At 66.9% G+C, this 21780-nt stretch carries 23 protein-coding genes; 12 read left to right on the plus strand and 11 right to left on the minus strand.

The window, feature by feature from the left end:
• The first annotated feature begins 144 nt into the window (after nucleotides 1-144).
• Genes ACOYW6_RS01500 through ACOYW6_RS01510 form a run of 3 tightly spaced genes read left to right on the plus strand, consistent with a single transcriptional unit; the run spans nucleotide 145 to nucleotide 2818 of the window.
• A complete protein-coding gene (locus ACOYW6_RS01500) occupies nucleotides 145-1242 on the plus strand; it encodes a hypothetical protein (protein ID WP_423142069.1) in 1098 nt (365 codons plus the stop codon).
• Nucleotides 1140-1592 carry a MaoC family dehydratase gene (locus ACOYW6_RS01505; protein ID WP_423142070.1) on the plus strand — a complete coding sequence of 151 codons (453 nt, stop codon included), beginning with the start codon at nucleotides 1140-1142 and terminating at the stop codon, nucleotides 1590-1592. Before ACOYW6_RS01500 ends, ACOYW6_RS01505 begins: the two co-directional genes overlap by 103 nt.
• Nucleotides 1589-2818, plus strand: a complete 1230-nt coding sequence (locus tag ACOYW6_RS01510; RefSeq protein WP_423142071.1) for an NAD(P)/FAD-dependent oxidoreductase — start codon at nucleotides 1589-1591, stop codon at nucleotides 2816-2818. The genes ACOYW6_RS01505 and ACOYW6_RS01510 overlap by 4 nt, the downstream gene beginning before the upstream one ends.
• Here ACOYW6_RS01510 and ACOYW6_RS01515 read toward each other — a convergent pair.
• From ACOYW6_RS01515 to ACOYW6_RS01545, 7 genes are all read right to left on the minus strand, one after another.
• Nucleotides 2802-3686: an ROK family protein gene (locus ACOYW6_RS01515; RefSeq protein WP_423142072.1), complete on the minus strand. Its 885-nt coding sequence runs from the start codon at nucleotides 3684-3686 to the stop codon at nucleotides 2802-2804. The genes ACOYW6_RS01510 and ACOYW6_RS01515 overlap by 17 nt on opposite strands.
• A complete protein-coding gene (locus ACOYW6_RS01520) occupies nucleotides 3679-4317 on the minus strand; it encodes an inner membrane-spanning protein YciB (RefSeq protein WP_423142073.1) in 639 nt (212 codons plus the stop codon). The genes ACOYW6_RS01515 and ACOYW6_RS01520 overlap by 8 nt, the downstream gene beginning before the upstream one ends.
• Complete coding sequence (gene ftsY / locus ACOYW6_RS01525; protein WP_423142074.1) at nucleotides 4314-5234, minus strand: signal recognition particle-docking protein FtsY; 921 nt, start codon at nucleotides 5232-5234, stop codon at nucleotides 4314-4316. The genes ACOYW6_RS01520 and ftsY overlap by 4 nt, the downstream gene beginning before the upstream one ends.
• Nucleotides 5231-6406: a MiaB/RimO family radical SAM methylthiotransferase gene (locus ACOYW6_RS01530; protein ID WP_423142075.1), complete on the minus strand. Its 1176-nt coding sequence runs from the start codon at nucleotides 6404-6406 to the stop codon at nucleotides 5231-5233. Before ACOYW6_RS01530 ends, ftsY begins: the two co-directional genes overlap by 4 nt.
• Entirely contained in the window at nucleotides 6403-7215 is an 813-nt protein-coding gene (gene dapF, locus ACOYW6_RS01535; RefSeq protein WP_423142076.1) for a diaminopimelate epimerase, read from the minus strand. Before dapF ends, ACOYW6_RS01530 begins: the two co-directional genes overlap by 4 nt.
• Nucleotides 7216-7269: 54 nt before the next feature.
• Nucleotides 7270-8958, minus strand: coding sequence for a putative bifunctional diguanylate cyclase/phosphodiesterase (locus ACOYW6_RS01540; RefSeq protein WP_423142077.1), 1689 nt, complete (start codon nucleotides 8956-8958; stop codon nucleotides 7270-7272).
• A gap of 93 nt (nucleotides 8959-9051) precedes the next feature.
• The gene (locus tag ACOYW6_RS01545) at nucleotides 9052-9987 is read right to left on the minus strand and encodes an isopenicillin N synthase family dioxygenase (RefSeq protein ID WP_423142078.1); all 936 of its coding nucleotides are present in this window, start codon (nucleotides 9985-9987) and stop codon (nucleotides 9052-9054) included.
• A 64-nt stretch (nucleotides 9988-10051) separates the two neighbouring features.
• Between ACOYW6_RS01545 and ACOYW6_RS01550 the strand changes: the two genes are divergently transcribed.
• Both ACOYW6_RS01550 and ACOYW6_RS01555 read left to right on the plus strand, forming a co-directional pair.
• Nucleotides 10052-10471, plus strand: coding sequence for an EVE domain-containing protein (locus ACOYW6_RS01550; RefSeq protein ID WP_423142079.1), 420 nt, complete (start codon nucleotides 10052-10054; stop codon nucleotides 10469-10471).
• Between the two features lie 90 nt (nucleotides 10472-10561).
• A complete protein-coding gene (locus tag ACOYW6_RS01555; RefSeq protein ID WP_423142080.1) occupies nucleotides 10562-10744 on the plus strand; it encodes a CsbD family protein in 183 nt (60 codons plus the stop codon).
• Between the two features lie 48 nt (nucleotides 10745-10792).
• On the opposite strand, the gene ACOYW6_RS01560 is transcribed toward ACOYW6_RS01555, so the two are convergent.
• Nucleotides 10793-12454, minus strand: a complete 1662-nt coding sequence (locus tag ACOYW6_RS01560; protein ID WP_423142081.1) for a thiamine pyrophosphate-binding protein — start codon at nucleotides 12452-12454, stop codon at nucleotides 10793-10795.
• 147 nt (nucleotides 12455-12601) lie between these two features.
• On the opposite strand from ACOYW6_RS01560, the gene ACOYW6_RS01565 reads away from it, so the two are divergent.
• The gene (locus ACOYW6_RS01565) at nucleotides 12602-12796 is read left to right on the plus strand and encodes a hypothetical protein (RefSeq protein ID WP_423142082.1); all 195 of its coding nucleotides are present in this window, start codon (nucleotides 12602-12604) and stop codon (nucleotides 12794-12796) included.
• Here the strand turns inward: ACOYW6_RS01565 and ACOYW6_RS01570 are convergent.
• Nucleotides 12784-14109: an MFS transporter gene (locus ACOYW6_RS01570; protein WP_423142083.1), complete on the minus strand. Its 1326-nt coding sequence runs from the start codon at nucleotides 14107-14109 to the stop codon at nucleotides 12784-12786. The genes ACOYW6_RS01565 and ACOYW6_RS01570 overlap by 13 nt on opposite strands.
• Before the next feature lie 113 nt (nucleotides 14110-14222).
• Here ACOYW6_RS01570 and pgsA point away from each other — a divergent pair, with 113 nt between their 5' ends.
• Nucleotides 14223-14816, plus strand: coding sequence for a CDP-diacylglycerol--glycerol-3-phosphate 3-phosphatidyltransferase (gene pgsA, locus ACOYW6_RS01575; protein ID WP_423142084.1), 594 nt, complete (start codon nucleotides 14223-14225; stop codon nucleotides 14814-14816).
• Between the two features lie 342 nt (nucleotides 14817-15158).
• Nucleotides 15159-15602 carry a hypothetical protein gene (locus ACOYW6_RS01580; protein ID WP_423142085.1) on the plus strand — a complete coding sequence of 148 codons (444 nt, stop codon included), beginning with the start codon at nucleotides 15159-15161 and terminating at the stop codon, nucleotides 15600-15602.
• A 27-nt stretch (nucleotides 15603-15629) separates the two neighbouring features.
• Here the strand turns inward: ACOYW6_RS01580 and ACOYW6_RS01585 are convergent, their stop codons facing one another.
• Nucleotides 15630-16526 (minus strand): hydrogen peroxide-inducible genes activator, encoded by an 897-nt coding sequence (locus ACOYW6_RS01585; RefSeq protein ID WP_423142086.1) that lies wholly within the window; start codon nucleotides 16524-16526, stop codon nucleotides 15630-15632.
• Nucleotides 16526-17746, minus strand: coding sequence for a ribonuclease D (rnd, locus tag ACOYW6_RS01590; protein ID WP_423142087.1), 1221 nt, complete (start codon nucleotides 17744-17746; stop codon nucleotides 16526-16528). Before rnd ends, ACOYW6_RS01585 begins: the two co-directional genes overlap by 1 nt.
• A gap of 113 nt (nucleotides 17747-17859) precedes the next feature.
• Between rnd and aspS the strand changes: the two genes are divergently transcribed.
• The 4 genes from aspS to fabF all read left to right on the plus strand — a co-directional run bounded on the left by aspS (nucleotide 17860) and on the right by fabF (nucleotide 21779).
• Entirely contained in the window at nucleotides 17860-19638 is a 1779-nt protein-coding gene (gene aspS, locus ACOYW6_RS01595) for an aspartate--tRNA ligase (protein WP_423143032.1), read from the plus strand.
• Nucleotides 19639-19654: 16 nt separating this feature from the next.
• Complete coding sequence (locus ACOYW6_RS01600) at nucleotides 19655-20077, plus strand: VOC family protein (protein WP_423142088.1); 423 nt, start codon at nucleotides 19655-19657, stop codon at nucleotides 20075-20077.
• Nucleotides 20078-20179: 102 nt separating this feature from the next.
• The gene (locus ACOYW6_RS01605) at nucleotides 20180-20416 is read left to right on the plus strand and encodes an acyl carrier protein (protein WP_028657713.1); all 237 of its coding nucleotides are present in this window, start codon (nucleotides 20180-20182) and stop codon (nucleotides 20414-20416) included.
• 100 nt (nucleotides 20417-20516) lie between these two features.
• The gene (fabF, locus tag ACOYW6_RS01610) at nucleotides 20517-21779 is read left to right on the plus strand and encodes a beta-ketoacyl-ACP synthase II (RefSeq protein WP_423142089.1); all 1263 of its coding nucleotides are present in this window, start codon (nucleotides 20517-20519) and stop codon (nucleotides 21777-21779) included.
• The last annotated feature ends 1 nt before the right edge of the window (nucleotide 21780 follow it).

Here is a 21780-nt window from a genome sequence, read left to right on the forward strand (position 1 = left end):
TAACGGTCTTGGCGCCTTTCTCGCCCTCGACCTCGGCGACGGCGGTCAGCGATCAGGCAGCGACGTCCGCAAAAGGACCGCTGTCCTACACGCCAACAAGCTGCATAATCGCCGGTTTTGCCGAGCCGATGAGGATGCCGAACCATGGACACAGTTGCACAACCGCAGGGCGCTAAGGGCTCCGCCACGAACTTCGGGCGGGGGTGGATACCGCAGGGGCGGGATATCGGGTTACCCAGAGACAACCAGCGCGAGGGGGCGCTTTATGCGGCGGCTCTTCCCGCAAGCGGCGAGGACTATGCCGCGCCGCTCGATGCCACGCGCTGGACGCCCGACGTCAAGCTGCGGTTTCTTCATGTCCTGTCCGGGCACGGCAACGTGCGGGTCGCCGCCTCGGCGGTCGGTCTGTCGCGGCAGGGGGCTTACCTGGCGCGGCGGCGCGATCCTGCTTTTGCGCGCGGGTGGGACGCGGCGCTGGTGCTGGCGCGGCGCCATGCCGAGGCGGTGCTGGCCGAACGCGCGCTCGACGGCGTGGTCGAGCCGGTGTGGTTTCGCGGCGAAGAAGTGGGCGCCCGGCGGCGCTTCGATTCGCGCCTGCTGCTGGCGCACATCGGCCGGCTGGACCGGCAGGCCGAGGCGCTGGACCGCTCCGCCGCGGACGAAGGCGCGTTCGACCGGCTGCTGGCCGAAGTGGCCGGGCTGTCCGCCGCCGAGGACGCGGCCGCCGTGGGCGAGGACCGCGCGGCCTTCCTGGACCGCGCCGTTGCCGCTGCCGAAACCGCCTGCGCCGCCGCGCCCGCCGAGCCCTGCTGGGACGAGGAAGAAATCTCGGCCGAGGATGACGAGGCAGCCCTGGCCGACGCGGCCGAGCTTGCCGCCTGGAACGCCGCGATCGGCGCCGCCGAGGATGCCGCCGCCGCGCGCTGGGACGGCGCCTGGGGCGCGCTGCACGCCGCGGTCGACGATTGCCTGGCCGGGCGCCCGCCGCTGGAAGTGAAGGGGCTGCGCCCGCCCGCCGGGCGGATTCCCCTGGACGGTGTCAAACGTGTCAAGCAGGCCAGACCGCCGCTGAACCGCCCGCCGCTTGCCCGCGCGGCGGCACCCGCTTATGCGCCGCTGCAGCAACGGGAGAACGCGCGATGGCAGGGGTCTGGTTCGACGACATGCACGTGGGGCAGCGGTTCGAGCATGCCATCCGCCGCACCGTTACCGAAACCGACAACGTCCTGTTCACCACGCTGAGCCACAACCCGGCGGCGCTGCACCTCGATGCCGAATACATGGCCGGCACCGATTACGGGCGGATCCTGGTCAATTCGTGCTTCACCCTCAGCCTGATGGTGGGGGTGAGCGTGGGGGACACCACGCTGGGCACCGCGATCGCCAACCTGGGCTGGGACGAAGTGCGCTTTCCCGCCCCGGTGTTCATCGGCGATACGCTGAACATGGTCACCGAGGTGATCGACCTGCGCGACAGCAAGAGCCGGCCCGAGGCGGGCATCGTGACCTTCCGGCACGAGGCGTGGAACCAGCACGGCACGCTGGTCGCCACCTGCAAGCGCAGCGGGCTGCAGAAGCGGAAGCCGGCATGAGCGAGAAGGCGGACTACGGCGTCGTCATCGTCGGCGCGGGGCAGGGCGGGGCGACCGCGGCGATCCAGCTTCGCCAGCTCGGCTACGAGGGGTCGATCGTGCTGGTCGGCAAGGAAGCCGAGCCGCCCTACGAACGCCCGCCGCTGTCGAAGGACTACCTGCTGGGCGAAAAGACCTTCGAGCGCATCCTGCTGCGGCCGGAAGCGTTCTGGGCCGACAAGGCGGTCGAGCTGATGCTGGGGGCCGAAGCGGTCTCGGTCGATCCCAAGGCGCACGAGGTGCGGCTGCAGGACGGCCGGGTGCTGGGCTACGAGCACCTGGTCTGGGCGACCGGCGGCAGCCCCAGGCGGCTCGACTGCCCGGGCGCCGAACTGGCCGGGGTCCACGCGGTGCGCGACCGCGCCGACGTCGACCGCATCCTTGCCGAACTGCCAGAGGTTGAGCGGGTCGCGGTGGTGGGCGGCGGCTATATCGGGCTGGAGGCGGCCGCGGCGCTGACCAAGCTGGGCAAGCAGGTGGCGCTGTTCGAAGTGCTGCCGCGCGTCCTCGCCCGCGTTGCCGGGGAAGAGATCAGCGATTTCTACGCCGCCGAGCACAAGGCGCACGGCGTTGACCTGCGCTGCGGCGTCGGCGTCACCGCGATCGAGGGGGAAGGCCGCGTTGCCGGCGTGCGCCTGACCGACGAGAGCAGCCTGGCCTGCCAGATGGTGATCGTGGGCATCGGCATCGTCCCCGCGGTCGGCCCGCTGCTGGCGGCCGGCGCGGCGGGCGGCAACGGCGTCGACGTCGACCCGCAATGCCGGACCAGCCTGCCCGACGTCTTTGCCATCGGTGACTGCGCCGCCCACGCCAACCGCTTTGCCGGCGGCCAGGTGATGCGGGTGGAGAGCGTCCAGAACGCCAGCGACCAGGCGGCGGTGGCGGCCAGGACGATCTGCGGCATCGCGGCGGACTACGAGGCGACGCCATGGTTCTGGTCGAACCAGTACGACCTTAAGCTGCAGACCGTCGGCATCGGCGCCGGCCACGATGCCACCGTGCTGCGCGGCGATCCGGCGGGCCGCGCCTTCAGCGTGATCTACTTGCGCGGCGGAAAGGTCATCGCGCTGGACTGCGTCAACATGGTCAAGGACTACGTCCAGGGCCGCAAGCTGGTCGAAGCCGGGGTGAGCGTCAGCGCCGAGGATCTTGCCGACACCGGCCGGCCGCTCAAGGAATGGCTTTGAGCATCGACTGCGCCAGCAGGACGGCGCCGGTAATCCCGGCATCGTCGCCCAGTTTCGGCAGGGTAAGGTAGCCTTCCAGGCCGGAATCGAGCAGCGGCGAGGCGACATAGCCGGCCAGCCGCTTCTCGGTGGCGGTGCGCAAGGCCTCGATCAGGCCGGGGGTGTGGAGCACGCCGCCGCCGAACACGAGCCGCTCGGGCATGTGCAGCAGCACCAGGTTGGCGGCGAGGCTGGACAAGATCTCGGCAACGATGGCGATTTCGTGCGGGCCAAGGTCCGACAGGGACTTGCCCCAGCGCGCCGCGATGGCCGGGCCGCTGGCCAGCCCCTCGAGACAGGCGCCGTGGAATGGGCACGTGCCGTGCCAGGCCGGCGCGGGCTGCGGCGGAACCAAGTGGCCGGCCTCGAAATTGCCGAACCCCCGCAGCGCCGTGCCGCTAACGACCACGCCGGTACCGATGCCGGTGCCGACGGTGGTATAGGCCAGGCTGCGCGTGCCTGCGGCGCGGGCTTCTGCCAGCGCCGCGCCGTTGACGTCGGTATCCAGCGCAATCGGCGCACCGAACTGCGCCAGCGCCGCGTGCCAGGATGCCCCCGACCAGCCGGGCTTGGGCGTGGTGGTGAAGCGGCTCCATGTCGGAGAGTCGGTGTCGAGGTCGAGCGGCCCGAAGCTGGCGATGCCGAATGCCGCGATGGCGCCATGCCGGTCCGCGGCGGCGCTGAAGAACTGGCGCAGGTCCGCAAAAGTGGCGGAAGGATCCCGGGTTTCAATCCGTGTCCGCTCGACGAGCGTCCCATCGGGGCGCGCCAGGGCGGCGACGAACTTGGTACCGCCCGCCTCGATCGCCGCGATCATTCCGTCATTCATGCGGCAGATCGGTTTCGACCTCGAGCTTGGCATCGCTGTTGAGCCCATGACGGAGGAGCATCGGCAGCTGGACGAAGGTAAACAGGAACGACAGCGGCATGAACACCCACAGCTTGGCGGCGATCCAGTCACCGAAGGACAGCATGTGACGCAGCACTTCGTTCAGCACCGCAAGGACCAGGAAAAACCAGCCCCAGTTGCGCGACAGGATCCGCCAGCCTTCGTCGCTGAGCCCTTCGAACGCGGCTTCGAGCAGGATTTTCAGCAGCGGCACGCCGCGCATCACGCCAACCAGCAGGATCACGCCGAACAGCGTATAAATCGCGGTCGGCTTGACCTGGATCCAGAACGGGTCGTGGAAGAAAATAGTGAGCGATCCAAAGCCGAGGATCAGCGCGGTCGACAGCCACAGCATCGGCGAAACCCGGCCGAGCCGCAGCTTCGAGAAAACGAGCGCAATAACCGCAGCCGCCATGAAGGCGAGCGTGCCGCGAATAACCGCGAACACCTCGCCCACCCCGTTGTGGTCGGCCGGCGCGTACCAGCGGTAGATGACGAAGAACGCGGCGATCGGGCCGTAGTCGATCAGCAGGTTTAGCGCGCCGCCGCGCTTTTTCGGCGCCGCGCTCATGCCACCCCCGCGATTACGCGGGCGACCAACTCGGGGTCGAAGGGGCGCAGGTCGTCGATGCGTTCGCCGACGCCGATGGCGTGGATCGGCAGTCCGTACTGCTCGGCCGCGGCGACCAGGACACCGCCGCGGGCGGTGCCGTCGAGCTTGGTCATGATCAGCCCCGTCACGCCTGCGACCTCCTTGAAAATGGCGATCTGCTGCAGCGCATTCTGGCCGTTGGTAGCGTCGAGAACCAGTACCACGTCGTGCGGCGCTTCGGGATTGAGGCGGCCGAGGACACGGCGGATCTTCGCCAGTTCATCCATCAGTTCGCGCTTGTTCTGCAGGCGCCCGGCGGTGTCGACAATGAGCGCGTCGATGCCGGTGGCGGTCGCCTCCTTGACGGCGTCGAAAACGACGCTCGCCGGGTCGCCGCCCTCCGGTCCGCGCACCAGCGGTACGCCGATGCGGTCGGCCCAGACGCCCAGCTGGTCGATCGCTGCGGCGCGGAAGGTATCGCCGGCGGCCAGCATCACGCCGTAGTCCTGCTCTTGGAAAAGGTGCGCCAGCTTGGCGATCGTCGTCGTCTTGCCGCTGCCGTTGACGCCGATCACGAGGATGACTTGTGGGCGGGGAAAGGCGACGATGTCCAGCGGCCTGGCGACCAGGCGCAGGATCGCGGCGATTTCCTCGGCTACTGCTGCGCGGATCGCGGCTTCATCGGCACCGTGATCGAAGCGGGTCTCGGCCAGCTTGTCGCGGATCCGCGCGGCGGCGCGGGGGCCTAGGTCGGAGAGGATCAGGGCATCCTCGATCGCGTCGAGTTGCCCGTGGTCCAGGCGGCCTCCGCCGACGATCCCGGCAAGGTTGCCCGTCAGGCGTTCCGATGTTTGCCTGAAGCCGCCGAAAAGGCGGTCGGTCCAGCTATCGCTCACTGCAACATTCCGTCGATTTGGCGTGTGGGGGTAACGGTCACGATAGTTCCGGGCTGGGTGCCGGATGGCAGAAGCACCCGCGCGAAGCATTCGGCATGGCCGGTCCCGTCGCGTTCGGCAAGAACTTGCAGTCGCAAGCCGATCAGCGAGCTCAGCCAGGCATCGCGCTCTGCGGCCACGCCCTCGCGCAGTTCGGCGGCGCGAGCGCGGACCAGCGCCGGCAGCACCTGCGGCATCCGCGCAGCGGCCGTCCCGCCGCGGGGCGAATAGGGAAAGATATGACCGTGGACGATGCGCAGGTCGCGGATCGCGGCAAGGTTGGCCGCGTGCATCGCCACGTCCTCGGTCGGGAAGCCTGCGATCAAATCGGCGCCTACGGCCAGCTCCGGGCGGCGCGCCCGCAGCCGCGCCACAAGGTCGACGGCGTCGGCCATCGTATGGCGGCGCTTCATGCGCTTCAATATCAGGTCATGGCCATGCTGCAGTGACAGGTGCAGATGCGGCATCACCCGCGGTTCGCTGGCGATCAGGTCCTCTAACTGCGCGTCGACCTCGATACCGTCGACTGACGACAGTCGCAGCCTGGGCAGTTCGGGGAACGCGGCCAGGACGGCCGCGACCAGCGAGCCGAGACGCAGCCGCGCCGGCAGGTCGCTGCCCCAGGCGGTCAGGTCGACGCCGGTCAGCACCACCTCTCGCGCGCCGGCGGCAAGGTCGCGCTCTACGGCGGCGAGCACGGCTGCGACTGGCTCGGAGCGCGCAGGGCCGCGGCCCTGCGGGATAACGCAGAACGTGCAGGCGTGATCGCAGCCGTTCTGGACAGCGATGAAGGCGCGGCTGTGCCGCAGCCGCACGGGATCGGCGGGCGCGGCGACGTTCCAGGCGCGCGGGTCGAGCTTGGCAGCGTTCGCGACGATCCCGTCGACCTCCGGCATCGCCGCGATGACGTCGCGCTCGATCTCGGCGGCGCAGCCGGTCACCAGCAGGCGCGCCGAAGGGCTGTCGCGGCGGGCGCGGCGGATCGCCTGGCGGGTCTGGCGCGCAGCTTCGGCGGTGACGGCGCAGGAATTCACCACCACCAGGTCGGGCGTGCCGGCGACCAGCGCGGCGATCCGCTCGCTCTCCGCCAGGTTCATCCGGCAGCCAAGGGTGATGACCCTGCCGTTGCTCATGCGCCGAAGTGGGCGGTGTCGAAATGGCCGCGAAAGGATTCCGCGGCCGGACCGGTCATCCGTATCGTGCCGCCCGCCTGCCACGCGACGGACAAGTCGCCGCCGGGGAGGGTAACGACGACCTGCCGTTCGGTCAGGCCGCGCCGCATCGCCGCCACCGCCGTCGCACAGGCTCCGGTCCCGCATGCGAGGGTCAGTCCGGCGCCGCGTTCCCATACCCGCAACCGGATCGAGTCACGATCTGTCACCGTGGCGACATTGACGTTGACGCGCTCGGGGAACAGCGGGTCGTGCTCGATCAGCGGACCGAGCCGGTCGAGCTCGACCGCGTCGCAGTCGGGCACGAAGAATACCGCGTGCGGATTGCCGATGTTGACGGCGACGGGCTCCTCAAGATCCTCCCAGCCAACCGGCATCGCCAGCGTGTCCATCGGATACTGCAGCGGGATCGCGTCCCAGTCGAAGCGGGGCGCACCCATGTCGACCGTGATCCCGCCCTCATCGGGGGTGACCGTCAGCAGGCCGCCGGCGGTTGCGATCGTGGCAGCAGCGCCGTGCAGCAGGCCAACCGCGCGGGTGGCATTGCCGCAAGCTTCCACTTCTCCGCCGTCGGCGTTGAAGATGCGCATCGCGAAGTCGGCTCTGGTCGAGGGATCGAGAGCGATGAGCTGATCGCATCCGATCCCGGAGTGACGGTCGGCAAGCGCGCGCACCAGCGCGGCGTCCAGCGTGGGCAACGCGGCTTCGCGCCCGTCGAGGACGACGAAGTCGTTGCCGAGGCCGTGCATCTTGACGAACGGGACGCGCATGGTGCGGCGCGCTCTAGGCGCTCGCCGCGGCGGCGTCCAGCGCGGCAGCCGGGCTCAGCCCGTGCCGGCGCGGCGTTCTTCCGCGGGGCCAAGCTCGTCCGTCGCGGGCATGGCCGGCTCGATCAGCGCCTGCAGGCCGGGGCCGAGCAGAAGGTCGAGTTCGGCCAGGTCCTCGCGCGTTCGCGCCGCGGGCTGCGGGCGCCCATAAAGGTAGCCCTGGCCGCGGAACTTGCCGAGCTTGCGAAGCCGTTCGAGTACGTCCTCGCTCTCGATCCCCTCGGCCACGATCGGCAGTCCCAGACCTTCGCCCAGCGAGGTGATGGCCTGGATGATCGCCTCGGAATCCTTGTTCTCGGGCAGCGAGGTTACGAAGCTGCGGTCGATCTTGATGCGATCGAACGGCAGCGTGCGGAGCTGGGCCAGCGAGCTGTAGCCGGTCCCGAAATCGTCGAGGCTGATCTTCACGCCCTGGTTCTTCAGGCTGGTGATCAGCGATCGCACCACGCCCAGGTCTTCGTGCAGGCACGTCTCGGTGATTTCGATATCCAGCCGGGCCGGCGGAAAATTGGCGGCAACCAGCAGCTTGAGCAAGCGCTGGGCGAACCACGGATCGCGCAGCTGCACGGGTGAGATGTTGACCGACAGGGTCAGGCGCGCGTCCCAGTGCTTCGCATCCTCGAGCGCCTGGGCGATCAGGCCTTCCGAAAGTTCGGCAATGACGCCGATGTCTTCGGCGATGGGAATGAAGATTTCCGGCTTTACGACACCAAGCTTGGGCGACTGCCAGCGCGCCAGCATCTCGAATCCGACCAGCTTGCCGGTCTCGAGATCAATCTGCTTTTCGTAATAGGGGACGAATTCGCCCTTGCGCAGGCCCGCGCGAATGCCGGTCTCGAGGTCGGATCGAAAGCGCAGTTCGCGCTCCATCGCCGGTTCGAACCAGAAGTAACGGTTCCGGCCGTGGCGCTTGGCGTGGTACATCGCGATATCGGCCAGGTGCAGCAGACGCTGCGGATCGCCTTCGGGATCGCCGTCGCGCCAGCTTGTGACTCCCACCGAGATATTGGCTTCGATCGTTGCCGATCCGTGCACGATAGGCTGGGCGGTCATGTCTATCAGGGTCGCCACGAACTGATCGACGCGGTCGGGCCAGGTCGGATCGAAGCTGATGACACAAGCGAACTCGTCTCCGCCCAGGCGCGCGACGACGCTGCCGGCAGGCACCGCGGCGCCGAGCCGCTCGGCCGTGATGCGCAAGACCTCGTCCCCGCCGGCATGGCCGTTGACGTCGTTGACCTGTTTGAAATTGTCGAGGTCGAGCATCACGAACGCGACGCCGTCGCCGCGCACCCGCGCGGTCTCGACCAGGCGCTGCATCGCGGCGCCGACGCTGCGGCGGTTGAGGCAGCCGGTCAGCGGGTCGGTCTCGGCCAGCAGCCGGGCCTGCTCCTCGGCACGGCGGCGTTCGACCACTTCGGCGGCCAGTTCGCGGTAGCGGCGCCACCCGAAGATCACGAGCGCGATGTTGAGCAGAAGCGCGTTGGCAAGCAGCTTGTCAGGGCCCGCACCGCGCCCTGCCAGCGCGCTGACGACCTGCGGAACCACAGTCCCGCCGGTGCCAACAAACATGATGATCGCGGTTACCGCGATGCCCAGCGAGACGATGTCGCGCTCGGCGCGCACCAGCCTGACCGGCCCATCGGCCGCCTGGTCTTCCGCGATTGATGCGTCGATTGCCGCCACTGTGCGCAGTCCCCCCGAACCCGGTCGGACTGAATTCGCAGGATAGGCTGAAAATTCGGTTAAGCGGGCGGCCTGTCCCGGCCGCCCGTCTTGCTACATCTTCAAACCGATTTCGCGCAGTCGCTGCTGCAGGTAGTCGTCCGCGGTGATCGAAACCGGGTACCGGTCGGGATTTTCCGCGGTGACGCATTGCGGCAGCGTCACGAAAGGGAAGTCGCTGCGCAGATGCAGGAAGAACGGCATCGAATAGCGGCTGAAACCAGCGCGCGCGCTGTCGGGATTGCGCACCCGGTGCGTGGTCGACGGCAGCACGTGGTTGGTCAGCCGCTGCAGCATGTCGCCAACGTTGATCACCATCGCGCCTGTGGGCGGCGACGCGCTGATCCACTTGCCCTCGCGCGTCAGCAATTCGAGCCCGGCCTCTTCGGCGCCGAGCAGCAGGGTGATGAGGTTGATGTCTTCGTGCGCACCGGCGCGAATCGCGCCGCCCTCGGCATCGTCGACGGGGGGATAGTGCAGCAGGCGCAGGACCGAGTTGCCCTCGTCGATGGCGGGATCGAACCAGTGCTCGGGAAGGCCGAGATAAGTTGCGATCCGCGACAGAATAACCGCGCCGGTGCGGTCGAAGGCAGCGTAAAGCTCCTCCAGCGTCTCGCGAAAGCCGGGGATCTCGCCTGGCCAGATATTGGGCGGCATCGAGGCGCGCAGCGGGCTGTCTTCGGCGACGTCGCGGCCGACATGCCAGAATTCCTTGAGGTCGTGCAGCTTGGCGCCCTTGGCGATCTCGGTCTTGAAGGGGGTATAACCGCGCGCGCCGCCGATCGCGGGGTCGAAATAGGCGCGCTTGGCGTTCTCGGGCAGGGCGAAGAACGCCTCGGTCAGGCTCCAGGCCCGGTCGATCAGGTCCTGATCGATGCCGTGGTCGCGCACCATCGCGAAGCCGAAGGTCTTGAAGCTGTCGCCGATGTCCTGGCTGAAACGGGCCTTGTCATCGGCCAGCGAGAGGACGGGCAGGGTATCGAGTTCCATGGGTGGACGTTTTCCGTGAATGAGGTCAATGCCGCGCCCAATAGCCCCTTTTGCAGAGAACGGCATGAGCAAATCGACATCCTACTGGCTGATGAAGTCCGAACCCGACGTTTACGGCTGGGACGACCTTGTCGCCGAAGGGGAGGGCACATGGGACGGGGTACGCAACTACACCGCGCGCAACAACCTGATGGCGATGCAGGTCGGTGACCAGGCGTTCTTCTATCATTCCAACGTCGGCGTGGAGATCGTCGGCATCATGCGCATCAGCGCGGCGGGTCTGCCCGACCCGACCGATCAGAGCGGCCGCTGGGCGTCGGTCAAGGTGGAGCCGGTGCGCAAGCTCGAACGGCCCGTGACGCTGAAGGACATCAAGGGCGAACCCGCGCTGGCGGCGATGGATTTGCTGACGAAATTTCGCTTGTCCGTGTCAGTTGTGCGACCGGGCGAATGGAACAAAATTTTAAGTATGGCAAAGGTTTAGGCAACGGAACAAAGCCTGTCGTCGAGGCGTAGTCCTGGTATCGCCGCGGCTGTCCCCCTGGTCGCGGCGAAACAGCAAGAGGAGAGCCGCATGGGTGAGATGACAGACAAGGCCAAGGGCCTGACCAACGAAGCGATCGGCAACACCAAGCAGGCCGTCGCCGACGCCAGCGATGACGCTTCGCTGGACCAGGAAGGCCGCAGCCAGGAACGCAAGGGTGAAGCCCAGCAGGTTGCGGGCGACGTCGAAAGCGCGTTGGGCGACGACGTCTGAAACTCTGCCGCAAAACCAGCGGCCGCCCCTGCGAAGGGGCGGTCGTTGCTATATCCGCGCCCGCAAGCCGGACACGGTGGCGCCGCCGGCGCTGAGCTGCTCCATGTCGATCACCAGGTGCAGGAGGCGCAGCCCCGACCGGCCGCGGGCCTCGGCAAGGGCGCGGTCGAACCGATCGTTATCCTCGACCCGCTCGGCCCATGCGCCAAAGGCACGCGCCAGCGCGGCGAAATCCGGGTTGAACAGCGATGTGCCGGAAACGCGGCCAGGATATTCGCGCTCCTGGTGCATGCGGATCGTACCATAACCGGAATTGTCGACCAGGATGACAAGCAGGTCGGCGCCCAGCGCCGCCGCCGTTGCCAGTTCCTGGCCGTTCATCAGAAAATCGCCGTCACCCGCCAGCGCGACCACGGAGCGATCGGGGAAGCGCCGCGCCGCCGCGACGGCTGCCGGCAGGCCGTAGCCCATCGAACCATTGGTAGGCGCGAGCTGCGAAGGAAAACCTTCGTACGGCCAGTACCGATGCCACCAGCCGGAGAAGTTACCCGCCCCGTTGCACACGATGGTGTCGGCCGGCATCGTCTCGCGGAACGTCGCCAGGCAGCCCGCCATGTCGAGAGCGAAGCGGCGGCCGGCGGGCGGCGTCGACCAGGCCTCCCACTCTTCATGCGCCTGGGCCCCGGCATCGAATGGCACGATGCCGTCGTCCCAAAGCGCCGCTGTTTCGGCGAATTCCGCCATGTCGGCACAGATTGCCAGGTCGGGGCGGTAGACCCGGCCCAGTTCGGCAGGGTCCGGGTGAACGTGGATCAGCAACTGGCCGGGATGGTCCGGGGTAATCAGCGCGTAGCCGTCGGTGGTCGCTTCGCCCAGCCGCGCGCCGACCGCCAGGATCAGGTCGGCATTGCGGATCCGCTCGACCAGCCTGGGGTTCGGCCCATAGCCAAGGTTGCCCGCCCAGACGGGGCTTGAGTTGGGAACCGCATCCTGGCGGCGGAACGCGCTCGCCACCGGCAAGCCGATGCGCTCGGCAAAAACGGTGAAATGGTCGCGCGCCTTTCGGTGCCAGCCTGCGCCTCCGACGATCGCGACCGGGGCTGCCGCGTCGCCCAGCAATGCCATCAGCGCGGTCATCGCGTCGGGGCAGGCCGGCTGCGCGGGGCGCACCACCGCGGCGCGCGGCTCAACCCCCGATACACGGTCGCACAGCATATCCTCGGGCAGTGCCAGGACGACCGGCCCGGGCCGCCCGGCCATCGCCACCGACCAGGCCCGCGCAACGTATTCGGGTATCCGCGCAGCATCATCGATCCGCGCCGCCCACTTGCTTAACGGTGCGAACATCGTGGCGAAATCGACCTCCTGGAAGCCCTCGCGGTCGCGCATGCCGCGGTCGACGTCACCGATGAACAGGATCATCGGCTGCGAATCCTGCATCGCGGCGTGGACGCCGATGCTGGCATTGGTTGCGCCGGGGCCGCGCGTGACGAAACACACGCCCGGACGGCCGGTCATCGCCCCGTCCGCGCAGGCCATGAAGGCTGCTCCGCCCTCCTGGCGGCACACGACCGTGTCGATGGCGGGACTGTCATGCAGCGCGTCGAGCACGGCGAGAAAGCTTTCGCCCGGGACGGTGAAGACACGGTCGCAGGACTGGGCGAGCAGGCAATCGACAAGAAGGCGGCCGCCGGTGATCGTCTGGGTCATGGCGGCGGCTTAGCCAGCGCCGCGCGCGGCGGCAATCGCGGCACGCCGGGCCACTGCGCAAAAGGTTAACGTGCCGCTTCGGGACAGCGGACGAATCGCCGCGGTTCGGGGCTGGAACCTGGTTAACCGGACGGGCATTATGCCGGCATGAAAGCGTTCGTTCTTGCTCCCTCGCGGCAACTCGGTTCGTTGGCTGCGCCGCACCCGTTCCTGGCGCGGCTGCCGGCACACGTGCGCGTTCCGTTCGAGGACAAGGTGGCGGCGATCGCGTGGCCAGACCTGCGCGATTTCGTGCTCGCCTATTGTGCCTGCTTCCTGGCGGTGACGACCTACTTCGCCTGAATGCCCTGGTCGGCGGCCTTTCGCTCGGCCAGCACCAGCAGTTCCGCGAACCCGGCCGAGATCACGCACATCGCCGCGCTCAGCAAAAGCTGGTGGACGATCGGCACGCCGCCCGCAGACAGTCCTGTCGCCATCAGCGAACCGATTACCATCGCACCCGAATTGACGATGTTGTTGGCCGCGATGGTGCGCGCGGTCTGGGTCTTGGGCACGAAGGTGGTCAGGAAGGCGTATAGCGGCACCACGAACATGCCGCCGGTGATCGCGATGCCGAGCAGCGCCAGCATCAGCGGGATCGCCAGCGGCTGGCCCATGAATTGCGCCACGTTCATCAGCCCGTTTTCGGGATGCGGGGTCCAGGCCGTGCAGATGAAGTAGAACGCCACAACGAACAGCGCCATGCCCAGCACCGACCCAGCCGAGTAGCGCGCCGACACTGTGCCCTTCAGCAGCGCGTTGACGCTCATCGATCCGATCGCCACGCCGACCGAGAAGACCACCAGGAACAGGCTGGCGACCTCCTTGCTGGCGTCGAGCACGTTCTTGGCCAGCGGCGGGAATTGCACGAACAGGACCGTCCCGATGGTCCAGAAAATGCTGATCGCCATGATCGCCAGGAAGACGCGGCGATCGTGGCTGGTGTTGCGCACCAACGCGATGGAGGAGCGCACGAAGTGGAAATCCAGCGGCACCTGCTCGGCCATCGGCGGCGCATCGGGCACCCCGCGGCTGACAAAATACCCGATCACCGCTGTGGCGATCACGCCCGCCGCCGCCCATTCGACCGGGATCCAGCCGGCAATGATCGTGCCTGCCAGGATCGCGATATAGGTGCCCGCCTCGACCAGTCCCGTGCCGGCCAGCACTTCGTCGCTGCGCAAGTGCTGGGGCAGGATGGCGTACTTGATCGGACCGAAGAAGGTGGAATGAACGCCCATCGCGAACAGCGCCAGCAGCAGCAGCGGCACCGCCACGGCGGTGGTGCCGATGCCCTTCCACGCCATCACCAGCCCCAGCGCGCCCACGCTCATGATGCCGATCTCGGCCGCCTTGATGATGCGGATGATGCGCGCCTTGTCGCGCATGTCGGCCAGCTGCCCGGCGATGGCTGAAAACAGGAAGAACGGCAGGATGAAGACCGCGCTGGCGATGGCGCTGAACTGTCCCTCGGCGGCTTCGGAATTGTAGATGGTGTAGACGACGAACAGGACCATCGCGGTCTTGAACAGGTTGTCGTTGAAGGCGTTGAGGATTTGCGTGACGAACAGGGGCAGGAACCGCCGGCTGTGAATCAGGTGCGTCTGCGTTGTCATTCGCTTGTCTTCGCGGCCCCGTTACAAGGCGCCGGACCGTAGCGGCGCCCCAGCCCATGTGAAGGGCCAATCGCCCCCTTTTGCACGATTGCCGAACCGGCTATGCGCTGGCCGTGCTGACGCTTCCCAACATTCTCACGCTGTCGCGGATCGTCACCGTGCCGTTGCTTGCGTTCTTCCTGTGGTGGCCGAACTGGGCGTTCGGCTACGGCGTCGGCTTCGCGATCTACACGCTGATGGGCGTGACCGATTATTTCGACGGCTACCTCGCGCGGTCGAGCGGGGCGGTGTCGCGGCTGGGCATCTTCCTCGATCCGATCGCCGACAAGATCATGGTCGCGGCTGTGATCCTGGTCCTCGCCGCGCAAGGCATCCTGCGCGGGCCTTATGTGGGCGACATGCACGTGATCGCGGGGCTGGTGATCCTGATCCGCGAGATCGCCGTGTCGGGCCTGCGCGAGTATCTCGGGCCGCTCAAGGTCTCGATCCCGGTCAGCCGCCTCGCCAAGTGGAAGACGACCTTTCAGATCGTGTGCCTTGGAGCATTGATCCTGGGCAACGCGTTGCCGCACTGGAACTACTGGATCGGCGATTTCGAGTTCAACCTGCCGCACACCGTCGGCCTGGCCACCCTGTGGGGCGCGGCCGCGCTCACGTTGATCACCGGATGGGATTACTTGCGGGTTGGCTTGAAGCATATGGACTAGGCGATAGACACCGAAGCGGGGTGCTTTTGCATACGCGGTTGGGCGGATTTCGGTTGGCAGACAACGACTTGGATGTGGCTTTCCGGGGCCAGGTGTCACCTTCCGCCTCACCCCGTCGCCCCTGCGGAGGCAGGGGGCCTAGATAAGCTCTCCCACCGAGGCTTGGCCACGATGACGCACCGTTATCTGGACCCCTGCCTTCGCAGGGGTGACGAGTAAAGTGTTTGGCTCACCGTCACTGACTGCCACGATAAACGCGCTGTAGGACAATGGTTTATGACTTAGACGTGGTAGCCGGGCACGGTGGGAACTAGACCGAGCAGCCAGGCAGGAGACAAGCTGATGTCCACACGCCGAGAATTGCAGGGCATCACCAACGACCTGCGAGACACTTTCATCAGTCGATACAACTCTATTGACGGCTATTGGGCTCTTGGGTTCTTTCAATCCCACCTACGAGGTGTTTCCAGTGGAACGCTCAAGTTTGATCTCGTCGGCAATCTTCCGGTAGAAATAGAAGCTAGATTCCCTGAAACGGCCGCATATTATCGTGGTGCGTTTGTCAGACTGGCCAAATCCAAAAACATTCCGGCGGAATGGATCACAGCCGGGGAAATCCGAATCCAATCGCTGTCCGCCGAGACGCTAGATTGCAGCGTCACGCTGACTTCGGACCGTGGAACAGTGTACACCTCGCGTGCCGTCGTCTTCGCCCGGATGCACGATCGCCTAAAAGAATTTCGGTCTGGTGGTAGACAAGGACCGACCAATCAGAAGGGCCAGTGACGCCGCTTACGTAGGATCGACTGACGGCTAACCCGCCCGCAGTTCCTCCGCCAGCAACCTGAACTCATCCCCGCGCGGGCTGTTCTTGCGCCACACCAGCGCAATTTCGCGGTTGGCAAGGTCGGAGCGCAGGGGGCGGGCGATGACGCCGGTGCCGTTGAGGATGCCGGCGTCGAGCGCCATTTCGGGCAGCATCGTGGTGCCGAGGCCGTTGTCGACCATCTGCACCAGCGTGTGCAGGCTGGTGCCGATCATCGTGGCGCTCGCGCGCAGTTCGGGGCGGTTGCAGGCGTCGAGCGCGTGATCCTTCAGGCAATGCCCGTCTTCCAGCAGCAGCAGCCGGTCGGCATCGATCGCATCGGGGCCGACGTCGCCCGCCGTTTCCGGCGCGGTGCCGGCGGGGAAGGCGACGTAAAGCGCGTCGAGTTCGATCGTCTCGTGCTCGACCTCGCCGGTCGGGAAGGGGAGCGCCAGCAGCACGCAGTCGGCGCGGCCGTGATGCAGCGATTCGACCGCCAGCGCGCTGGTTTCCTCGCGCAGGTATAGCTTCAGCTGCGGGCGTTCGCGGCGCAGCCGCGGCAGCAGACGGGGCAGCAGGAACGGCGCGATCGTGGGGATCACGCTCATCCGCACTTCGCCCGACAGCGGCTGGCCCGAGGACTGCACCAGTTCGGACAGTTCCTCCGCCTCGCGCAGCAGGCGGTGGGCCTTTTCAACCACCTGGTTGCCGAGCGGGGTGAAGCGCACCGCGCGCTTGGTCCGTTCGACCAGTGTGACGCCCAGCAGCCCCTCGAGATCGCGCAGCCCCGCCGACAGCGTCGATTGCGAGACGTTGCAGGCATCCGCGGCGCGGCCGAAATGTCCGGCCGAATGCAGCGCCACCAGGTACTGGAGCTGCTTCAGCGTGGGCATGTAGGCGGTCATCAATCGGTGACGGTCTCGGCCGGAGCGACAGTTTCCGCAGGATCGACAGTTTCCGCAGGATCCACTCTGGCCATCTTGAGCTTGCCGCTGACGACGCCGAAGCCGAGCTTGCCTTCGACCAGTTCAAGCGCGTCGCGCCCGAACACGTCGAAGCGCCAGCCTTCCAGCATCGGCAGTTCGCGCGATCCGGCGGCGAGCAGTTCGAGGTCGTCGGAGCGGGCCAGCAGGCGGGCGGCGACGTCGATCTCGCGGCTGCGAATCTTGAGCAGCAATTTGAGCAGGTCGGCCACCAGCGCGCCTTCCTTGCCCAGCGGGGCGCCGCGCGGCGCGCGCGCCGGCATCTCGTCATCGGGTAGCGGCTGCGCCTTTTCCAGCGTCACCATCAGGCGCCGGCCGATCTCGTTGTCCTTCCAGCCCGCCGAAAGCCCGCGCACTTTGGCAAGGTCCTCCTGCCGCTTGGGCGGGTGGCTGGCGATGTCCGCCAGGGTTTCGTCCCGGACGATGCGGCCGCGCGGGATGTTCTTGTCCTGCGCTTCCTTTTCGCGCCACGCCGCCAGCGCCTTGAGCCGCCCCAGCACCGCGGGGTTGCGCCCGGCGGCCTTGATGCGCTGCCACGCGGTACCCGGATCGTTGCGGTAGCCTGCCGGATCGGCAAGCTTTTCCATCTCGATGTCGAGCCAGACGCCGCGGCCGGTCTTTTTCAGGCGGGCCAGGATCCTGGGGAAGATCTTCGCCAGGTGGGTAACGTCGCCGATCGCGTATTCGATCTGGCGTTCGGTCAGCGGTCGGCGCGACCAGTCGGTAAAGCGGGCGCCCTTGTCGATCGCGAAGCCGAGCCAGGATTCGACCAGGTTGGAATAACCGATCTGTTCCGACTGGCTGATCGCCATCATCGCCACCTGGGTGTCGAAGATCGGGTGCGGGGTCTTGCCGGTCAGGTTGTAGATGATCTCGACGTCCTGGCCGCCGGCGTGGAAGATCTTCAGTACGTCCTCGTTGCCGACCATCAGGTCGAGCAGGCAGGTCATGTCGAGCCCCTTGGCCAGCGGATCGATCGCGGCGGCCTCGTGCTCGTCGGCGATCTGGATCAGGCACAGCTCGGGCCAGTAGGTGTTCTCGCGCATGAATTCGGTGTCGACACACACGAACGGCGATTTTTCGAGGCGGGCGCACAGCGCGGCCAAGTCCTCGGTCTTGGTGATCAGGGGATGTATCTTCATGATGCTTTTCGGTATGGACCCGGCAGGGTCCGCGGCTTGACAAAAGGACGGGCTTCGCCTGTTAGCCCGCGGCTTCTCCCTGCCACCTTGCCGTTCAAATGGAAAGAGTTTCGATGCACGCCTATCGCACGCATACCTGCGGTGCCCTGACCGCTTCGGACGTCGGCGCCGATGTCCGCCTGTCGGGCTGGGTGCACAACAAGCGCGACCACGGCGGCGTCCTGTTCGTCGACCTGCGCGACCATTACGGCATCACCCAGGTGGTCGCCGACAGCGATAGCCCGGCATTGCCGGTGCTGGAAAAGCTGCGACTGGAATCGGTCGTCACCATCGACGGCACGGTCAAGGCGCGGGCCGAGGCGGCGGTGAACCCGAACCTGCCGACCGGGGGAATCGAGGTGTTCGCCCGCAGCGTCAGCGTGCAGAGCCATGCCAGCGACCTGCCGCTGATCGTCAACTCGGCCGAGGACTATCCGGAGGAAACGCGCCTCAAGTACCGTTTCGTCGACTTGCGGCGCGAGCGGGTCCACGCCAACATCGTGCTGCGTTCGGGCGTCATCGCATCGCTGCGCCGGCGCATGATCGCGCAGGGCTTTACCGAGTTCCAGACCCCGATCCTGGGCGCCAGCAGCCCCGAGGGCGCGCGCGACTACCTGGTGCCGAGCCGCTTGCACCCGGGCCGGTTCTACGCGCTGCCGCAAGCGCCCCAGATGTTCAAGCAGCTGCTGATGGTCGCTGGCTTCGACCGCTATTTCCAGATCGCGCCGTGCTTTCGCGACGAGGACCTGCGCGCCGACCGCAGCCCGGAATTCTATCAGCTCGACTTCGAGATGAGCTTCGTCACGCAGGAAGACGTGTTCCAGGCGATCGAGCCGGTGCTGGCCGGCGTGTTCGAGGAATTCTCGGGCGGCAAGGCGGTGACCCCGGCCGGCACCTTCCCGCGCATCCCCTACCGCGAGGCGATGCTGAAGTACGGTACCGACAAGCCTGACCTGCGCAACCCGCTCATCATTTCGGACGTGTCGAGCCACTTCACGCAGTCCGGATTCGGCCTGTTCGAGAAGATCGTCGGCGGCGGCGGGGTGGTTCGCGCGATTCCCGCGCCGGCCACCGCCGACAAGAGCCGCAAGTACTTCGACACCATGAACGAGTGGGCGCGCCGTGAAGGCTTTGCGGGGCTCGGCTACGTCACCCGCAAGGGCGGGGATTTCGGCGGCCCGATCGCCAAGAACCACGGCACCGAGGGCATGGGAAAGCTTTACGCCGAACTCGGCCTGGGCGCCGACGACGGGCTGTTCTTTGCCGCCGGCAAGGAAAAGGACGCCGTCAAGCTGGCCGGCGCCGCGCGCACTCGCGTCGGCGAGGAGCTCGGCCTGATCCCCGGCGACCGGTTCGACTTCTGCTGGATCGTCGATTTCCCGATGTTTGAGTACGACGAGGACGCCAAGAAGGTCGATTTCAGCCACAATCCGTTCTCGATGCCGCAGGGTGAGCTGGAGGCGCTGGAGAACCAGGACCCGCTCGACATCCTGGCCTGGCAGTACGACATCGTTTGCAACGGCTACGAGCTGTCGAGCGGCGCGATCCGGAACCACAAGCCCGAGATCATGTACAAGGCGTTCGAGATCGCCGGCTACAGCAAGGCCGAGGTCGACGAGAACTTCTCCGGCATGATCGAGGCCTTCAAGCTCGGCGCGCCGCCGCACGGCGGCTCGGCACCGGGGATCGACCGCATCGTCATGCTGCTGGCCGACGAGCCCAACATCCGCGAGGTCATCGCATTCCCGCTCAACCAGCGGGCGCAGGACCTGATGATGGGCGCGCCGAGCGAGGTTTCGCCCCGCCAGCTGCGCGACGTCCATATTCGCCTGGGCGAGCAGCCGAAGGGCTGAAACCCGGAGCGCGCGCATGGCCCCGCAGCAAATCGCCTGCGTCACGCTAGGCATTGCGGATGTGGCGCATTCGCGGAACTTCTACGCCGGCGCGTTCGGCTGGGAGCCGGTGTTCGCCAACCCGGAAATCCTGTTCTTCCAGATGAACGGGCTGATGCTCGGCCTGTGGCAGAAGGACGCGATGGCCGCCGACATGAACCGCCCGGCGGCCGCGCCGGGATCGGTCGCCCTGGCGCATAACGTGTCAGCTCCGGGCGATGTCGACGCGCTGGTCGATCGCCTGGTGGCGGCCGGCGCGAGCCTGCTGACGCCGCCGTCCGGCCCGCCGCACGGCGGCCGGCGCGCCGTTGTCACCGATCCCGACGGCCACGCCTGGGAGATCGCCTTCAACCCGGCCTGGCCGATCGATTCCGACGGGCGCGTGACGTTCGGGCCCTGACGCGTTTCTTTGCAAGTCGCTCGGGCACTTGCGCGGCGCACGCGCGTTCTCTAGGGCTGCCATCCAATCAGTTTTAATCTGCCGTTCACGAAGGAATAGACCATGAGCGACACCGCCGACCGGGTTAAGAAGATCGTTGTCGAACACCTCGGCGTCGAAGCCGACAAGGTCACCGAAGACGCGAGCTTCATCGACGATCTGGGTGCAGACAGCCTCGACATCGTCGAGCTGGTGATGGCTTTCGAGGAAGAGTTCGGGGTCGAGATTCCGGACGACGCTGCCGAGAAGATCAGCACCGTTTCTGACGCCATCAAGTACATCGACGAAAACAAGGGCTGATCGCCCGGGCATCGGCCGCACTCGCCCAGGCGGGCGCGGACGGGCAAGGAGAAAGGCTCGACCCGCAAGGGACGGGCCTTTCGCGGTTTTGGAGAATTGCATGCGCCGAGTGGTCGTTACCGGACTGGGCCTCGTCACCCCGCTGGGTGCCGACGTCGAGACGACGTGGTCAAACCTCATCGCGGGCAAGAGCGGCATCGCGCCGATCACCCGCTTCGACGTGTCCGACCAGAAGGCCAAAATCGCCGGCGAGGTGAAGGCCCAGGACCACGAATGGGGCTTCGATCCCGACAAGCGGGTGGACTTCAAGGTCCAGCGCCAGGTCGACCCGTTCATCGTCTATGCCATCGATGCCGCCGGCCAGGCGCTCGAGGACGCGGGCCTTGCCGACATGGACGACGATCTCAAGACCCGCGCCGGTGTCTCGATCGGATCGGGTATCGGCGGACTGCCGGGGATCGAAAGCGAATCGCTGGTCCTGGCCGAGAAGGGCCCGGGCCGCGTCTCGCCGCATTTTGTCCACGGCCGCCTGATCAACCTCACCAGCGGCCAGGTCTCGATCAAGTACGGGCTGATGGGCCCGAACCACTCGGTCGTCACCGCGTGCAGCACCGGCGCGCACTCGATCGGTGACGCCGCGCGCATGATCAAGGATGGCGATGCCGACGTCATGCTGGCAGGCGGCGCCGAATCGACGATCAACCCGCTGGGCGTTGCCGGTTTCGCGCAGGCGAAGGCGCTCAACATGAGCTTCAACGACCGCCCGACCCAGGCCAGCCGCCCTTACGACAAGGGACGCGACGGCTTCGTCATGGGCGAGGGCGCGGGCGTGGTCTGCCTTGAGGAATACGAACACGCCAAGGCGCGCGGCGCGAAGATCTATGCCGAGGTCGTCGGTTACGGCCTGTCGGGCGATGCCTACCACGTCACCGCGCCGCACCCGGAGGGCAAGGGCGCCGAGCTGGCGATGCGCATGGCGCTGCGCAAGGCGGGTATGGAACCCAGCGACATCGATTACGTCAACGCGCACGGCACCAGCACGATGGCCGACACGATCGAGCTCGCCGCGGTCAAGCGGGTGCTTGGCAACGACCTTGGCGGCGCGTCGATGAGCAGCACCAAGTCAGCCATCGGCCACCTGCTGGGCGGCGCCGGCGCGGTTGAGACGATCTTCTGCATCCTAGCCATTCGCGACCAGATCGTGCCGCCGACGCTCAACCTCGACGATCCGGACGAGGGCACCGAGGGTGTCGACCTGGTCCCGCACAAGGCCAAGAAGCGCGAAGTGAAGGCGGCGCTGAACAACAGCTTCGGCTTTGGCGGCACCAATGCCAGCGTGATCGTCAAGGCGGTCGAGGACTAGG

Source organism: Parablastomonas sp. CN1-191, from assembly GCF_049354825.1.
In the GTDB taxonomy this organism is placed as follows: Bacteria; Pseudomonadota; Alphaproteobacteria; order Sphingomonadales; family Sphingomonadaceae; genus Novosphingobium.

Bases quoted from the DNA above. Each gene is read 5' to 3' on its own strand.
- ACOYW6_RS01500 (WP_423142069.1), top strand. From the start codon at position 145: ATGGACACAGTTGCACAACCGCAGGGCGCTAAGGGCTCCGCCACGAAC.
- ACOYW6_RS01505 (WP_423142070.1), top strand. From the start codon at position 1,140: ATGGCAGGGGTCTGGTTCGACGACATGCACGTGGGGCAGCGGTTCGAG.
- ACOYW6_RS01510 (WP_423142071.1), top strand. From the start codon at position 1,589: ATGAGCGAGAAGGCGGACTACGGCGTCGTCATCGTCGGCGCGGGGCAG.
- ACOYW6_RS01515 (WP_423142072.1), bottom strand. From the start codon at position 3,686: ATGAATGACGGAATGATCGCGGCGATCGAGGCGGGCGGTACCAAGTTC.
- ACOYW6_RS01520 (WP_423142073.1), bottom strand. From the start codon at position 4,317: ATGAGCGCGGCGCCGAAAAAGCGCGGCGGCGCGCTAAACCTGCTGATC.
- ACOYW6_RS01530 (WP_423142075.1), bottom strand. From the start codon at position 6,406: ATGAGCAACGGCAGGGTCATCACCCTTGGCTGCCGGATGAACCTGGCG.
- dapF (WP_423142076.1), bottom strand. From the start codon at position 7,215: ATGCGCGTCCCGTTCGTCAAGATGCACGGCCTCGGCAACGACTTCGTC.
- ACOYW6_RS01545 (WP_423142078.1), bottom strand. From the start codon at position 9,987: ATGGAACTCGATACCCTGCCCGTCCTCTCGCTGGCCGATGACAAGGCC.
- ACOYW6_RS01550 (WP_423142079.1), top strand. From the start codon at position 10,052: ATGAGCAAATCGACATCCTACTGGCTGATGAAGTCCGAACCCGACGTT.
- ACOYW6_RS01555 (WP_423142080.1), top strand. From the start codon at position 10,562: ATGGGTGAGATGACAGACAAGGCCAAGGGCCTGACCAACGAAGCGATC.
- ACOYW6_RS01560 (WP_423142081.1), bottom strand. From the start codon at position 12,454: ATGACCCAGACGATCACCGGCGGCCGCCTTCTTGTCGATTGCCTGCTC.
- ACOYW6_RS01565 (WP_423142082.1), top strand. From the start codon at position 12,602: ATGAAAGCGTTCGTTCTTGCTCCCTCGCGGCAACTCGGTTCGTTGGCT.
- ACOYW6_RS01570 (WP_423142083.1), bottom strand. From the start codon at position 14,109: ATGACAACGCAGACGCACCTGATTCACAGCCGGCGGTTCCTGCCCCTG.
- ACOYW6_RS01580 (WP_423142085.1), top strand. From the start codon at position 15,159: ATGTCCACACGCCGAGAATTGCAGGGCATCACCAACGACCTGCGAGAC.
- ACOYW6_RS01585 (WP_423142086.1), bottom strand. From the start codon at position 16,526: ATGACCGCCTACATGCCCACGCTGAAGCAGCTCCAGTACCTGGTGGCG.
- rnd (WP_423142087.1), bottom strand. From the start codon at position 17,746: ATGAAGATACATCCCCTGATCACCAAGACCGAGGACTTGGCCGCGCTG.
- aspS (WP_423143032.1), top strand. From the start codon at position 17,860: ATGCACGCCTATCGCACGCATACCTGCGGTGCCCTGACCGCTTCGGAC.
- ACOYW6_RS01600 (WP_423142088.1), top strand. From the start codon at position 19,655: ATGGCCCCGCAGCAAATCGCCTGCGTCACGCTAGGCATTGCGGATGTG.
- ACOYW6_RS01605 (WP_028657713.1), top strand. From the start codon at position 20,180: ATGAGCGACACCGCCGACCGGGTTAAGAAGATCGTTGTCGAACACCTC.
- fabF (WP_423142089.1), top strand. From the start codon at position 20,517: ATGCGCCGAGTGGTCGTTACCGGACTGGGCCTCGTCACCCCGCTGGGT.